Consider the following 14,825-nt stretch of genomic DNA (forward strand, 5'->3'; position numbering starts at 1 on the left):
GAAGGTCAAAGTGCGGGCTGTTTCCGTGCTTTGACTTTCCTTTTGCCGGATTAAGGAGACTTTGTTCCGGCACGCCAAGCAAGTCATAACGGGGGTGGAAGGATGGCTGAAAAACGGGACTATTACGAAGTGCTGGGCCTTGGCAAGAGCGCTTCGGATGAAGAGATCAAAAAGGCTTACCGCAAGCTTGCGCGTCAATATCACCCGGATGTAAACAAGGCGGATGATGCGGAGACCAAGTTTAAGGAAGTTAAGGAAGCGTATGATGTCCTGAGCGATTCGGGCAAACGCGCCCGCTATGATCAGTATGGACATGTCGATCCGAACCAAGGGATGGGCGGCGGCTTTAACGGCGGCGATTTCGGCGGTTTCGGCGATATTTTCGATATGTTTTTCGGAGGCGGCGGTGGTCGCCGGGATCCGAATGCCCCGCAGCGCGGGAATGATCTACAATACACCATGACGATCGAATTTAAAGAGGCGGTGTTCGGCAAAGAGACGGACATTACGATTCCACGGACCGAGAATTGCGATACCTGCTTCGGTTCGGGAGCAAAACCGGGAACCAAGCCGGAAACCTGCTCCGTCTGCCACGGCTCGGGACAACAGGAGGTCGTGCAGAACACGCCGTTCGGCCGGATGGTCAATCGTCGCGCGTGCAGCAACTGCGGTGGCAAAGGCCAAATCATCAAGGAAAAATGTCATACCTGCTCCGGCAGCGGCAAAGTGAAGAAGCAGCGGAAAATCCATGTCCGCATTCCTGCCGGCGTAGACGATGGGGCTCAGCTCCGGATGTCCGGCGAAGGCGAAGGCGGATTGCGCGGGGGACCTGCAGGCGATCTGTATATTGTTATCCGCGTGAAATCGCATGATTTCTTCGAGCGTGAAGGCGATGATATTTATTGCGAGGTGCCTCTGACATTTGCGCAGGCGGCGCTTGGCGATGAGATTGAGATTCCGACCTTGACGGAGAAAGTAAAGCTGAAGATTCCGGCAGGTACGCAAACCGGAACTTATTTCCGTCTCAAAGGCAAAGGGGTACCGAAGCTTCGCGGTATCGGACAAGGCGATCAGCATATCAAGGTCGTGGTTGTAACTCCTAGCAAGCTGAGCGATGAACAAAAAGATTTGATGCGGCAGTTCGCGGCGCTCGATGGCGAGCATACGCACGAGCATGAACAATCGTTCTTCGATCGGATGAAACGGGCATTCCGTGGAGATTGACCGTAATATAAAAGCAGCAGTCGAAGGAAAACCTTCGAACTGCTGCTTTTTTGTTTAGGGCCTTTAAGGAACATTACTGCCGGACTAATGCGGTGATTTCTTCATCCAGATCCAGCGTGATATCATCGCGAAAAGCACGGATACCGTATTCCTTATATACATATTGCATAATCGCTTCCAGAATATTGGATTCGACGATATATCGGCTTCTGCCGCCCGCCCAAATTTCTCCGGTATAGCCGGTGTCTTCATCCCAGCTGAGCTCCACTTGAACGTCGGTAGGACGAAGTCCTGTACGCTCGGCGGTATGAATGCAGATGGCGTTTATGATTTCGTCCATGCTGAGAACCATAGCTTAATATCGTCCTCCGCGGTTGTAGTCATCAGGTTGCGGTCGCTTCTTAAATCGGCGGAAAAGCCAAACGACAACGGCGATGACTGCATATATGGCTAGCAGGTTTACTGCGAGACCGAGGAGGTTGCCGAGGAAGCCCATTCCTCCGAATAGTCCGCCGAAGAGCATGCCGGCCAAACCGCCGATCATTAAGCCCTTCATGAAGCCTCCTCCGCTGAAGAATCCGCGGCCAGAATTATTTCCTGTCGTGGCTCCGGACTTTTTAGTACTGGAAGTATCGCCGGATTTCTGATAATCGCTGGTTGTCGACTTTTTGGGTGCCGGCGTGTAAGAACGTGGGCCGGATTTAAATCCGCCGCCGCGTTTTGCATCGACCAGGGCTGGTGAAGTGAAGGCGAAAATCAGCGTAAACGCCATCACGATCATCGTTAATTTCTTTAGCATTTGATGTGGTAACCCTCCTATGAATTTTAGTATGATCTAATGCCATAACGGTAATACGGACTAGCTGTCAAAGCGTTTCAAATTTTAAAGATGCACAGAATAAACCATGAAGAAAGATAGCATTCTAATCGAAAGAACCGCACCGAAGGGGTTCACTTGACGTTTCAGCTAGGAAAGGCAGGGGATGGGAATGGGTGAAAAAAATATTTTGGCTTATTTCAAAAGCCCGGAAGAAGCGGAAGGCGTAGCCAGAAAGCTGAATGCGCTGCGGGCCGTTGAGGTATCGGTCGACCGTTTCAGCCGGTACGCCGGCGAAGGCTATGATCCGATGAACCCGATCACGGGGAAAGTGAGCAGCCTGGCGGCAATTACCCAGGATGCGATGATAACCAACACCTCGGCAGGGATATTGGCCGCAGCGGACCCGGCAGCCAGCGGCATGAGCCATGGCGGTCAAGGCGGTCCCACGGGTCATGACATATTGCTTACGGCTGTTGTGGACGAGGGGATCCACCACCAAGCGCTGAGAATCGTGGAAGAAGCCGGCGGACTGATGTAGGCCGGAAATATCATTGAATGACAATTGAAATCTGATAACCATGGAAGGAGAGAGTTTATTTATGAGCGAAAAGAATTTGGATCGCGTGACGAAAAGACAAACGGCCAAACCGTCCCGGCTCTCGATCGGACATAATGAGGACGTCGAATTCTCGGATGAACTGGCGGATCAAGAAGATTGGGAAGCCATTGAACGCAGTGAACGGGCTGATGCACGGCAGCAGGGCCAGCACAGCTCCTGGCCCGGGCGATAAGTTCTTGAATCTGTAATGCAACTCCACAGATTCATCCGGGAAACAGACCTATTAGGCAAGCAAGCCGTCGGAGAAAGCTCCGACGGCTTTTGTCATGATCAAGTTTAAAATGGATCTTGACAGTCCCTAGGAAACATAATATGTTGAAGGTAATTAATTTTTTCATCGAAATAATTAATTACCTAGGAGGCGTAATCCATGAAAATCTCGTTGGGCGGGTATTCTTTCAATCAATTGTTTTTGGAAGGGAAAATGGATGTATTCGGATATCTGGAAACGGTTAAATACCGTTACAGGCTGGATGCGGTTGATTTGTGGAACGCCCAGATCGCAGAGCGTACGACACCGATTCTTACCCTGGCGGATGGGAGCTACTTGCGTAAAGTCCGGGAAGCGCTGAATGAGAAAGAATTAAGACTGATTAATCTTGCCGTGGATACAGCTCATTTATGGGACCCGGATCCCGAGATGCGTGAGGCGCTTTACCAAAGCGCGTTGAATCATTTAAAGGCGGCGGTTATTTTGGGAGCCGAAACTGTCCGGATCGATACCGGAGGCTACGGTGAACAAGAATTCTCGGAGGAGGCATTTCATTGGATCGTCACCAAGTACCGGGAATATTGCCGGATTTGCAGCGATTATGGTATAAAGATCGGGCCTGAAAACCACATGGGTCCTTCCCTTATACCGAAGCAATTGGCCCGGATCGCTCAAGCGGTAGATGAACCGAATTTCGGTATTTTGGTTCATTTGGACCGATGGGACCAGGACAGGGAAGACGGCAACGAAATCGTGGCTCCCTGGGTCATTCATACCCATTTTGACGCCAACATCGCTGGATCAGAGGAGGCGCCCGACATCGTCCGGATGCTCCGCCGTTACGGTTATGAGGGCCACTGGGCAATCGAGTATAATGCACAGTCAAATCCATATATTGAAATCGAGCATGTCATAACGCAAGTAAAAAAACGACTGGCGGAAGCGGATATCTGATCCGCGGCAGAGACAAACAGGAGGAACAGAATGCAGAATGTAAAAATAGGACTTATAGGTGCGGGACAGATCGGAAAAATGCATTTGGATCAATACAAGAACATCCCGGGAGTAGAAGTGGCAGCCGTATGCGACGTTAATGCCGAAGAGGCCAGACAAGTAGCGGAGAAATACGGAATCCGGAACGTTTACAGCGATTTTCGTGAGCTTCTGGCTCAGGAGGATCTGGTAGCCGTGGACGTGTGCCTGCATAATAACCTGCACCAGCCGGTGACCTCCGCGGCTTTGGAAGCCGGTAAACATGTCTATTGCGAGAAGCCGATCGCCGGCTCTTACACGGACGGACTTCGTATGGTCGAGGATGCGGAAAGATACGGACGAATGCTGCATATTCAACTCGGAAAATTGTACGACACGGAGACGTGGGCGGCAAAGCGCCTCATAGACGAAGGAAAGCTGGGGAAGCTGTATCACGCCCGCTCAACCGGCTTCCGGCGGCGCAATCGTCCATTTGTGGACGGCTACGGCACCGCATCTTTTACGCGGAAGGAAACGGCAGGCGGGGGAGCCATGTATGACATGGGTGTCTATCATATCTCCCGGATGCTGTACCTGTTAGGAAACCCGCAAGTACAGCGGATCTCCGGGCAAGTGTATCAGGAGATGGCTATGAATGAGGAGCGCAGAGCGGCCAGCGGGTTTAACGTCGAGGAGATGGGTGCAGGGTTCGTCAAAATGGACGGAGGGATCACCTTGGATATTATCGAATCCTGGTCCCTTCATCTTGGCGGGCTGGAGGGCAGCTCGCTCGTCGGATCGGAGGGCGGGATCAGGTTTTCCGGCGCGGTCTCCGAGAAGGAGCCGAACCGTTTCTCTTATCATACTACGATCGCGGATCTGGACATGGACTGTACAGTGAATCTGGAATTGGCCGCGCTTCGGCATCAGCGGCTTAGTCCTTATCCGGATGCGTACGCTTCGTCGCAGCACCATTGGATCGCAGCTTTGTCGGGCCAGGTTCCGCTTCTGCCGACAGCACAGATTGCGTTAAATACCATGCTGATCAGTGAAGGGTTGTTCCTTTCCCATGAGATGGGTCGCGAAGTTTCGGCGGACGAAGTGAAACAGCGCTCGGTCTCTTGCTCCATTTCTTTGTAAAAACGGTTAGGCAGCGGTATAAAAAGAGATGTTTTTACGTGGAGAGGGGGCAATCCGGATGTCGGAAAGTACCGGCGGGATTCACCGCAACGCGTACCTGATGCTAAAAGTGTTCAATTTTGTTTTGTACGGTGCCTTGGCCATTTTCGGAACGTTCTTTGCTTTATACCTGAGGAATCTCGGAGTTTCTAATATCGCGATCGGGGCCATCCTGGCGGGCGGCCCGGTCGTGTCCCTGATCGCCAACCCGTTTTGGGCCTATTGGGCGGACCGGCTCCGCAACAACCGGCTGATTCTGATTATCACGCTGACGGCGGCGCTGATCGTAATGCAATTCGTTTTTCTGACGAACAATGAACCGGTCATATATGGAACCTTGCTTGCGTTTTTTCTTTTCCAAAGCCCTCTGTATACGCAAAGCAACAGTCTGATTCTGAATTCGATCCAAGGTACAGGGCTGAAATTCGGAGCCTTCCGCCTGTGGGGTTCATTGGGCTGGGCGCTCAGCGCCGCGGCTTTTGGTCCTGTCATCGGGTGGATAGGAATCAACCGGCTCTGGATCGTATTTGACGCCATGATGCTGTTGGCATTGGTGTTTGCCTTTTTACTGCCGACCGGAGGGGAAGGGAAGCGGAAAGACGTGTTTTCCAACAGCGGCTACCGCCAGGTGTTCGTGAACCGGCCCTTTATGCTTCTGGTCCTGATCGGCATCTTGGTATCCGTACCCAATTCGGTCAACAACACGTTTGTAGCCATCTATATTTCGGATTTGGGCGGATCGGCGTCGATCGTCGGCTGGTCGATATTTGCGACGGCTATTTTGGAGGCTCCCGTTTTTCTGCTGCTGGATCGTTTTCTAAAGCCTTCGCCTCACAAGATGATCGCCTGGATGGTCGTAGTCAGCGGTCTTTACTCGCTGAGATGGCTGTTAATGAGCTCGGTGGAAACGGCGGGCGGAATCGTTTGGATTCAACTGATGCACTGCGTTACTTTCGGAGCGTACTACTATATCGGGACACAGCTGACTTCGCTGCTTGTACCCGATTCGTTCCGGTCCACCGGGCAAGCTGTGTACGGACTGACCTGGGGCGGAATATCAGGCGTCATTGCCGGTCTGGCCGGCGGCTGGATGTTCGAATATTTGGGTCCCGTCACGCTTTACAGGATCAGTTCCCTGGTAACCTTGATGGGGGCCTTCGGATTTTTGTTCATGTTGGGGCTGACGCGAAAGTCGTTCGGGGATTCCGCCCTGGAATCCAAAGCCGGAACCGTAGGCAAATGATATAATGGGGAAATGAATAACAGCGGCAGGAGATAAGGTAATGAATAAAATCGGGAATCAACAAATGCTCCGGGAAATCAACAAAGCGCTGCTGCTGCACCTGATCCATGATCGAGGACCGGTGTCCAGGGTCGAACTGTCCAGGGAAACCAAGCTCAGTCCTTCGACCGTATCGATCCTGGTTGACGAAGTCATCAGAGAAGGACTTGTTCACGAAACAGGGACCAGCGGCAGCGGGGTCGGACGCAAAATGACAATGTTGGAGATCAAGGCGGACAGCGGGTATGTGGTAGGCATCGACCTGTCCAATCCGCGCTGCGTCTTGCTCGACATGAAAGGCGAACTAAAGGCCGTGCAAAAAATTCCGCGACTGTTAGGCGCTGAGCAGATCCGTGATGAACTTGCGGGGACGGTGATGTCGTTTTTGGAGCATCACGACATCGGACTGGAGCAGGTGCGGCGCATCGGTATTTCCGTGCCCGGCAGAATCGATGAGAGTAAGCAAACGGTAATCGGTGCGATCCCGATCGGGTTGGACCGCCTGGAGCTCGGGGCGATCATGGAGGAAGCGCTCGGAGCGCCGGTACAGCTGGTGAACGACATCGACGCTGCCGGTTTTGCCGAACGGTATAACGGAACGGCGCAGGGATTGCGTACCATTTTATATATCCTGATCGACTACGGCGTTGGAGCGGGGCTGGTCATCGACAACCACATTTATCGGGGAAGCAGCGGCCGGGCGGGAAGAACACCGGAGCTCGGGCAATTCAGCATGATCCGCTATGCGGAGAGCCTGAAGCTGCAGTTCCCTGAACATTTTGCGGAAACGGCCACACCGGAGCAAACCTTGCAGGAATTTACCCGGCTCGGCATGTCGGGGACAAGCCCGGTCTCTGATGAACTGGAACGTCTATTGAATGATATTGCTGCGGACTGCAACAGGATGTTGAATTTGATGAACCCGGAAGCCGTTATTCTAAGCGGATGGATTGCAGAGGAAGATGCATTGTTCGCCAAGCTGGCGGCTCGCATTCAGGAGCTGGAGCACGGGGTTCCCGAGCCCACTCCGGTGCAGGCCGCCCACTGGAAGACGAACGGAGCGGCCGTAGGCGCAGCCACACTGGGTCTGCATGAAATGTTCCGGATGATGATGATCGATTGATTTCGACTTTAATGAAGCGAAGCGATGAAAAGATAAAGCGACCAGGCCAGACAATCACTGGCCCGGCCGCTTTTGATTTTGTTTATTGGGGCATCTTTTGTCACTCTTTTCATTCTATAGTACAATAGATTTTATGCACGAATTCAAGGAGGAAAACTTACGATGATATGGAAAGAACTGACTATACATACAACCGAGGAAGCGGTGGAGATGATCTCCAATTTCCTGCATGAAGCGGGAGCGGGGGGCGTGACGATCGAAGAGCACGTCGATAACGACAAGCCGCGCGACACATCCCTGGGGCAATGGTTTGAAATTCCGCCTAACGATATTCCCGAAGGCGAGGCGAAGATCAGCGGCTATTTCCCCGAAGGAATCGATATGGAGGAAGTAGTCTCCCAGGTGAAGGAACGGACCGAAGAGCTTCGGGAATACGATATCGATCCCGGAAATCCGGTGATCACGGTAAGAGATGTCAGCGAGGACGATTGGGCGAACAACTGGAAGCAGTATTTCAAACCAATCCGCGTTTCCAACCGCTTGACCATTAAGCCGACCTGGGAGCAGTATGAGCCTGAGTCTCCAGAGGAGCGCATTATTGAACTTGATCCCGGAATGGCCTTCGGTACGGGGACGCATCCGACCACCTCACTCTGCCTTCGAACTCTGGAAGGCGTTATCCGCGAGGGAGACGAAGTCATCGATGTCGGCACCGGATCGGGCATTTTGGCGATCGGCGCATGCCAGCTTGGCGCTTCCCGGGTACTGGCGCTGGACCTCGATCCGGTCGCAGTGTCCAGTGCGATGGAGAACACGCGGCTGAACCGGTTGGAAGAGCAAATTCTGGTGGTGGAGAGCGACCTGCTGTCCGTCCTTAAAAAAGAAGGCGATGCCCAGGTAAATGTGCAGCTTCCGGTGCGCGTCGTCGTCGCCAATATTTTGGCGGAGATTATTTTGCTGTTTATTGAAGACGTGTATGAAGCCTTGCAGCCTGGCGGTTATTATATCGCCTCCGGAATATATAAGAACAAGGAACAAGCTGTCGAGGAAGCCTTGGTGGCGGCAGGATTTGAAATTGCACAGACGGCTCGGGATGAAGACTGGGTCGCTTTCGTAGCGAGAAAGAGGTAATCGATGGATTTTCTGGATAGTATATTGCGCGTTCCGCTAAGCCAGCTTCCTTTTTATTTGATCACGCTGGTTATTGCGTTTACGCTTCATGAGTTCTCTCATGCTTACTTCGCTAACAAATTCGGTGACCCGACGGCCAAGCTGCTTGGCCGGGTCACTTTGAATCCTGCGGTGCATTTCGATTTGCTCGGGATCATTCTGCTGCTGATTGCGGGATTCGGCTGGGCACGGCCTGTGCCCGTCAACCGGGACAATTTCAGCAGGCCGCGCCTGATGGGCGTAATCGTCTCCGTAGCCGGCCCTTTGAGCAATTTGCTGCTGGCGGTCGTGGGGGCCGCGATTTATGCGGCATTGCTGCAATTTGGCGTTGTTTCGCCTTTAATGGGCGACGATAAACTATCGCAAGCCGTTCATATTTTCTTCAGCTTGTTCATCGTCATGAACTTTTTCTTATGCTTATTTAACCTTATTCCGCTCCCTCCGCTTGACGGTTACCGGATTCTTGAAGATGTGGTGCCGCGCCGCGTACTGGGCAAGCTTCAGCAGTTTGAACAGTGGTCGGTGCTCATTTTCCTGATTATCTTAATCGTACCGGGATTTCAAAGATATACGATTGCTCCGCTGTATAATGCGGCCCATTCGTTGGCGGCACACTTTCTGATTTTCTTCCGCACTTTATTCGGGGCTTAAGGGACTGAAGAGATAAGATATTTTTACCGGGATCAGGTACTGGAAAGCGCAAATCAAAAGTTGTATGATGGTCTTTGGTGATTTTTAGTTCGATTTCAAGGAATGATGACGAATGCAGCGATATTTTATAGAGCCCGCACAGTTCGGGGAGAAGACGGTTACCATTACCGGCGATGATGCGAAGCATATCGGCAGAGTGATGCGCTCCAAGCCGGGGGATAAACTGATCGTCAGCGACGGGGAATCCCGCGATGCGCTCGCCGCGATTATTGCGATAGATCCGCAGGAAGTGACGGCGGAAATCATAGAAACGCTCGAACCTTCGGGAGAGCCGTGGTTTCGGGTGACGGTGGCGCAAAGTCTGCCGAAGGGGGACAAGATGGAGACCGTGATCCAGAAGTGTACGGAGATCGGAGCCGCCTCGTTTTTACCCTTTTTGTCGGAACGTACCGTTGTTCAATATGATGGAAAAAAAGAAGAAAAGCGTACGGCGCGCTGGCGTAAAATCGCCAAGGAAGCTGCCGAACAAGCGCATCGCAGCCGCGTGCCAGCCGTGGATTCTCCGGTATCCTGGCGCGAGCTGTTGAAGGGCTTGTCCGCTTATGATCTGGTATGCTTATGTTACGAAAAGGAGCACGGCCAGCAGCTTCGCGACGTGCTTAAGCCGCTCGTCGGCAAGCATCCGGCCGGACAGCCGTGCAGCATCGCCGTCATCGTCGGACCGGAGGGCGGTTTATCCGAGAACGAGGTGTCGGAAGCGGAAGCCGCGGGGGCTGTATCCATCGGCCTGGGCAGGCGTATCCTGCGGACGGAGACGGCCGCCATGGCCGCCCTGACTTGCATCATGTATGAATCTGGAGAAATGGGGGGAATGTGAGGATGCCATCCGTTGCATTTTACACGCTCGGCTGCAAAGTGAACTTTTACGATACAGAAGCGATCTGGCAGCTATTTAAAAACGAAGGGTATGAACAGGTCGATTTCGAACAGACGGCCGACGTTTATTTGATTAATACTTGTACGGTAACCAATACGGGGGACAAGAAGAGCCGGCAAATTATTCGCCGTGCCGTTCGGCGCAATCCGGACGCGATCGTGGCTGTGACGGGTTGCTACGCCCAGACTTCACCTGCCGAGATTCTGGATATTCCGGGCGTCGACCTGGTAATCGGGACGCAGGATCGCGAGAAAATCATTCCGTACGTCAATGAAATTCAAGCTCAGCGAAAACCGATCAACGCCGTTCGCAACATTATGAAAACCCGGGAATTCGAGGAACTGGACGTTCCCGATTTCGCGGATCATACTCGCGCCTTTTTGAAAATTCAGGAGGGCTGCAATAACTTCTGCACATTCTGCATCATTCCTTGGTCCCGCGGGCTGTCCCGCAGCCGGGATCCGCAAAGCGTCGTAGCTCAGGCTCGCCAATTGGTGGCCGCGGGTTATAACGAAATCGTGTTGACCGGGATCCACACCGGCGGTTACGGCGATGATCTGGACAACTACAGACTGTCCGACCTGCTTTGGGAATTGGACAAGGTGGAGGGCCTGGGACGCATTCGTATCAGTTCCATTGAGGCGAGCCAGATTGACGACCGTATGCTTGAGGTGCTGAAAGGCTCCTCGAAGATGTGCCGCCACTTCCACATTCCGCTGCAAGCGGGCAGTAATGAAGTGCTGAAGCGGATGAGACGGAAATATACGATCGAGGAATTCGAAGGGAAGATCAAGAAGATCCGCGAGTTCATGCCGGATGTGGCGATCACTACCGACATTATCGTCGGTTTCCCTGGAGAGACCGATGAGCTGTTCCGGGAAGGCTTCGAAGCAATTAAGCGGATCGGGTTCTCGGAAATGCACGTCTTCCCTTATTCGAAAAGGACCGGAACGCCTGCAGCGCGCATGGAAGACCAGGTCGATGAAGAGATCAAGCATGCAAGAGTGCAGGAATTGATCGATTTGTCCGAGCAAATGCAACAGGCTTATGCCGAGAAGTTTGTCGGACAGGTGCTGGACGTAATTCCCGAGCGCGATGAGAAGGGCGTTTGGGGAGAAGGCTTCGTGACCGGCTTCAGCGACAACTATCTGCAAATCAAATTCGACGGTTCCCAGGACCTGGCCGGCAAAATTTGCCGCGTCAAGATGACGAAGGCCGATGCGAATACGAGCGAGGGCCAATTGGTTCGCGTTCTGGATGAAACAGCGCAGGCGTTGGCGTAGATTTAAGAGGTTAGCGGGTAGACCCGTGGAACATAGGATGGGACATAAACAGGGATTTCACCCCGCCGGGGTTGAAGTCCTTGTTTTGAATCGGGGTAATACGGGGTAAGGAGGCGAGGATTATGCCGGACAAGGAAATATCCGCCGGAGGCGTTGTTTACCGCAAGAATGCCGGCCGGCTGCAGATTCAGCTTATTACGGACCGGTACGGCAGACTTTCTTTTGCCAAGGGAAAAAGCGAGCCCGGGGAGACGGTAGAGGAAACGGCGCTTCGGGAAATAAGGGAGGAGACCGGCATAGTCGGCAATATCGATGACCTTATCGATATTATCGCCTATACGTACAATCATCCCGTTCACGGAGCCGTAGATAAAGAGGTTCATTATTACCTCGTAGAAAGCCGGGGCGGCCAGCTTCGGCCCCAACTGGAAGAAATCCGCAGCGTGGCGTGGTACGAACCGAAGGACGCTTGGGAAAAGCAGCTGAAATCCGGGTATGACAACAATGATTTTATTTTGGAAAAAGCGCTGCGGATGCTAAAGCTGGAAGTTTAGTTTTAGAACAACCCCTATTATGTTCTTTGGGGTGCATTGGGAGTGCTATGAGACGTTGGCGGACGGTCCAGGCGCGCCCAAAATGGAAGATAGCAGATCGGCAGGGCCGCAAGTGAGCAGACCACATTGAATATCGTTTGTGAATGGGCGATCTGTGCCGCCGGATCGGAGGACAACCAGGCCGAGGCTGTTCCCAGCAGCGGCGTCAGCGGGAGAAACACCACTGCGCCCAGCACATTGAGCACGACATGCGACCAGGCGACAAAGCTGCCAGAGCGCGTTCCGCCGATGGAAGCGATCAGCGCGGTGACGCAGGTGCCGACATTGGAGCCGATCACCATCGCGATGCCGAGCTCAAGCGGCAGGGCACCGGTGCCGACCAGGCCCATCGTCATTGCGATCGTGGCTGCGCTGCTGTGGATCAGTGCGGTTAGCACAGCTCCGGCGAGCGCGCCCCAAAGCAGGCTGTCTCCCGCGTGGCCGAGCAGCCAGTCGATGATGCCGTAGGTTTTGAGCGCAGGCCCGGTCGATTGCATCCAGCGGATTGCAATCATGATGAGGCTGAATCCGGCGGTCGCCAGGGCGCCGAATTGGAGCGGCATGAGCAGGCCGGACCATTTGGCGGACCTCCAACCGGGGAGCATTTCCAATAGAGTGACGGCCGCGGCCCATACCAGAAAGGATATAAAGAGGAGCGGAACGCCAATACTGGAAATATCCAGGGCGATCAGTTCGGTGGTCAGGCAGGTTCCGATGTTGCCGCCGAGAATGATGCCGAGCGTGCGGGCATAGGACAACAACCCGGCGTTCACGAGCCCGATCGTCATTACTGTGAGAGCTGTACTGCTCTGAAGGACTGCGGATACGACGGTGCTGGACAGCAGTCCGGTCCAGGGCGTTCTCGTTGTGAGATGCAGCACCCGGATCAGCTTAGGGCCGGCCCAGGCATGAAGGGCGGACTCCATCACCTTCATGCCGAACAGAAAGAGGGCCAGTCCGAAAGTGACAGGAAAAACGATGGCGTGAAACATCGGTAAAGACCTCCTTTTTTATGCTCCGTCATTTATCGAACAACCTATACAAGTTACATATATGCCTCTTGGCAGAAGTCCATGCGGGGTACGGTACAGACTTATAGTGGCGATGAGAAAGCTGATGACAGCCACAGGAATAGGAACGGTAGTACTGTAGCAATTTGAACGAACAAACTAGTTAAGGAGTTGAGTGATTATCGTGGGATCCGTTATTTTATCGCGCAGCCGCAAGAAGCGTCTGGAACAGGGCCATCCCTGGGTTTACAAGAGTGAAATTGAGAGTGTGGAAGGAGAGCCGGCGGCGGGCAGTCTGGTACAGGTACTGGATCATCGGCGCCGGTTTCTGGCCACCGGGTATTATAATCCCGCATCGCAAATTACGGTTCGGGCCGTTTCCTTCGTCATGTTGGAAAAGATGGATACCGCCTTTTTCGTGGAGCGGTTTCAAGAATGCCTCAAGCACCGGGAGCGATTCGTTCATGAGAATGCTTACCGGTTTGTGTACGGAGAAGCCGACTTTTTGCCGGGCTTGATCGTTGACCGTTTCGGCGAAGTGCTGGTGGTCCAATTGCTGACCTTGGGCATGGATCTATGCAGAGACGCTATTGTCGAAGCGTTGGTTACTGTACTGCAGCCCGTCGGCATTTATGAGCGAAGCGACGTTTCCATTCGGGAAATGGAGGGTTTGGAGCAGGTTAAAGGACCGTTATACGGGAACCCGCCGCGGCATGTTACGGTTACGGAGAACGGCTTGAAGATCAAGGTCGACATTGAGCAGGGTCAAAAGACCGGATATTTCTTTGATCAGCGCGAAAACCGTGCTTCCATCAAGCCGCTCATGACCGGATGGGGAGCGCGCAGCGGCATAGAGCTGCAGGAAATACCGGATGAAGAGGGAGGGACCCGCCGGGTTCCGGTCAACCGCAAAGGCAAGGAAGTGACTTTCCCTTATTGGGATGGAGCGACGGTATTGGAATGCTTTTCCCATACGGGCAGCTTTACGCTGCATGCGTGCCAATACGGGGCTAAAAAAGTAACCTGCCTGGATATTTCCGAGCATGCGATCGAGAGTGCAAAGAGCAATGTGGAGCTGAACGGTTTCGAGGACCGTGTTGAATTTGTAGTTGCGGATGCATTTGACTACCTGCGCAGCCAAGTCAAAGGGCTGGCCGAACGCAGCAACCGGGCCGCGGCGGGCAGTGAAGCCAAAACCGACACTTCCGTCCCTATGACGGCCGGAGGCGGACGGACGTGGGACGTCGTGATCCTTGATCCGCCGGCCTTCGCCAAAACCCGGGGAGCGGTCAAGGGTGCCTGCCGGGGATACAAGGACATTAACCTGCATGGGATGAAGCTGGTCAACGAGGGCGGTTATCTGGTAACGGCAAGCTGTTCGTACCATATGCGCCCCGACCTTTTCCTGGAGACGATTCAGGAAGCCGCAGTCGATGCTGGGAAAATCCTCCGTCTCGTCGAATGGCGGGCGGCCGGTAAAGACCATCCGCAAATCCTCGGCGTGGATGAGGGACACTATCTGAAATTTGCCGTGTTCGAAGTCCGCAGCAAAAATTTCTAGTAGGATTTGCCGGAAAACATATTTTTACTATTTTAAGTAAGAAGTAACAACAACTAGATTAATCTGTTTACTCGTGTGATAATGAGATTACACTTGAGAGTTTCTTAAACTTCTTTAAATAATGGACTTTAATTGCAATCCTTTCTGGATGTTCCGGAAGGGATTGTTTTGTTGCAGGGCGGGGAACGTA

16 protein-coding genes are annotated in these 14,825 nt (G+C 53.2%); 13 read left to right on the forward strand and 3 right to left on the reverse strand.

Annotated elements, in window-relative coordinates; genetic code table 11:
* Window positions 1-102 precede the first annotated feature (102 nt).
* Window positions 103-1,224 carry a molecular chaperone DnaJ gene (gene dnaJ, locus KJS57_RS03460; RefSeq protein ID WP_213653808.1) on the forward strand — a complete coding sequence of 374 codons (1,122 nt, stop codon included), beginning with the start codon at window positions 103-105 and terminating at the stop codon, window positions 1,222-1,224.
* A 73-nt stretch (window positions 1,225-1,297) separates the two neighbouring features.
* On the opposite strand, the gene KJS57_RS03465 is transcribed toward dnaJ, so the two are convergent.
* Window positions 1,298-1,576, reverse strand: a complete 279-nt coding sequence (locus KJS57_RS03465) for a YxcD family protein (protein ID WP_213653809.1) — start codon at window positions 1,574-1,576, stop codon at window positions 1,298-1,300.
* A gap of 3 nt (window positions 1,577-1,579) precedes the next feature.
* Window positions 1,580-2,023, reverse strand: a complete 444-nt coding sequence (locus KJS57_RS03470; protein WP_211019865.1) for a hypothetical protein — start codon at window positions 2,021-2,023, stop codon at window positions 1,580-1,582.
* Between the two features lie 190 nt (window positions 2,024-2,213).
* On the opposite strand from KJS57_RS03470, the gene KJS57_RS03475 reads away from it, so the two are divergent.
* The 11 genes from KJS57_RS03475 (at window position 2,214) to KJS57_RS03525 (ending at window position 12,025) form a co-directional block, all read left to right on the forward strand.
* Window positions 2,214-2,582 (forward strand): hypothetical protein, encoded by a 369-nt coding sequence (locus KJS57_RS03475; protein WP_211019864.1) that lies wholly within the window; start codon window positions 2,214-2,216, stop codon window positions 2,580-2,582.
* A 61-nt stretch (window positions 2,583-2,643) separates the two neighbouring features.
* The gene (locus tag KJS57_RS03480; protein ID WP_213653810.1) at window positions 2,644-2,835 is read left to right on the forward strand and encodes a YfhD family protein; all 192 of its coding nucleotides are present in this window, start codon (window positions 2,644-2,646) and stop codon (window positions 2,833-2,835) included.
* Between the two features lie 198 nt (window positions 2,836-3,033).
* Window positions 3,034-3,828, forward strand: coding sequence for a sugar phosphate isomerase/epimerase family protein (locus tag KJS57_RS03485; protein ID WP_213653811.1), 795 nt, complete (start codon window positions 3,034-3,036; stop codon window positions 3,826-3,828).
* A 30-nt stretch (window positions 3,829-3,858) separates the two neighbouring features.
* Window positions 3,859-4,986, forward strand: coding sequence for a Gfo/Idh/MocA family protein (locus KJS57_RS03490; RefSeq protein ID WP_213653812.1), 1,128 nt, complete (start codon window positions 3,859-3,861; stop codon window positions 4,984-4,986).
* A gap of 58 nt (window positions 4,987-5,044) precedes the next feature.
* Entirely contained in the window at window positions 5,045-6,268 is a 1,224-nt protein-coding gene (locus tag KJS57_RS03495; protein WP_213653813.1) for an MFS transporter, read from the forward strand.
* A gap of 40 nt (window positions 6,269-6,308) precedes the next feature.
* On the forward strand, window positions 6,309-7,430 hold the full coding sequence (locus KJS57_RS03500) for an ROK family transcriptional regulator (RefSeq protein WP_213653814.1): 1,122 nt from the start codon (window positions 6,309-6,311) through the stop codon (window positions 7,428-7,430).
* A gap of 162 nt (window positions 7,431-7,592) precedes the next feature.
* On the forward strand, window positions 7,593-8,561 hold the full coding sequence (gene prmA, locus KJS57_RS03505) for a 50S ribosomal protein L11 methyltransferase (protein ID WP_211019858.1): 969 nt from the start codon (window positions 7,593-7,595) through the stop codon (window positions 8,559-8,561).
* A gap of 3 nt (window positions 8,562-8,564) precedes the next feature.
* Window positions 8,565-9,251, forward strand: a complete 687-nt coding sequence (locus tag KJS57_RS03510; protein WP_213653815.1) for a site-2 protease family protein — start codon at window positions 8,565-8,567, stop codon at window positions 9,249-9,251.
* Between the two features lie 112 nt (window positions 9,252-9,363).
* Window positions 9,364-10,128 (forward strand): 16S rRNA (uracil(1498)-N(3))-methyltransferase, encoded by a 765-nt coding sequence (locus tag KJS57_RS03515; RefSeq protein WP_213653816.1) that lies wholly within the window; start codon window positions 9,364-9,366, stop codon window positions 10,126-10,128.
* Window positions 10,129-10,130: 2 nt separating this feature from the next.
* Window positions 10,131-11,471, forward strand: coding sequence for a tRNA (N(6)-L-threonylcarbamoyladenosine(37)-C(2))-methylthiotransferase MtaB (mtaB, locus tag KJS57_RS03520; protein ID WP_213653817.1), 1,341 nt, complete (start codon window positions 10,131-10,133; stop codon window positions 11,469-11,471).
* A 122-nt stretch (window positions 11,472-11,593) separates the two neighbouring features.
* On the forward strand, window positions 11,594-12,025 hold the full coding sequence (locus tag KJS57_RS03525) for an NUDIX hydrolase (protein ID WP_211019854.1): 432 nt from the start codon (window positions 11,594-11,596) through the stop codon (window positions 12,023-12,025).
* A 17-nt stretch (window positions 12,026-12,042) separates the two neighbouring features.
* On the opposite strand, the gene KJS57_RS03530 is transcribed toward KJS57_RS03525, so the two are convergent.
* Complete coding sequence (locus KJS57_RS03530) at window positions 12,043-13,056, reverse strand: Na/Pi cotransporter family protein (protein ID WP_213653818.1); 1,014 nt, start codon at window positions 13,054-13,056, stop codon at window positions 12,043-12,045.
* A 202-nt stretch (window positions 13,057-13,258) separates the two neighbouring features.
* Here KJS57_RS03530 and KJS57_RS03535 point away from each other — a divergent pair, with 202 nt between their 5' ends.
* Window positions 13,259-14,635 (forward strand): class I SAM-dependent rRNA methyltransferase, encoded by a 1,377-nt coding sequence (locus KJS57_RS03535; RefSeq protein WP_211019852.1) that lies wholly within the window; start codon window positions 13,259-13,261, stop codon window positions 14,633-14,635.
* Window positions 14,636-14,825 lie beyond the last annotated feature (190 nt).

Source organism: Paenibacillus vini, from assembly GCF_018403325.1.
In the GTDB taxonomy this organism is placed as follows: domain Bacteria; phylum Bacillota; class Bacilli; order Paenibacillales; family Paenibacillaceae; genus Fontibacillus; species Fontibacillus vini.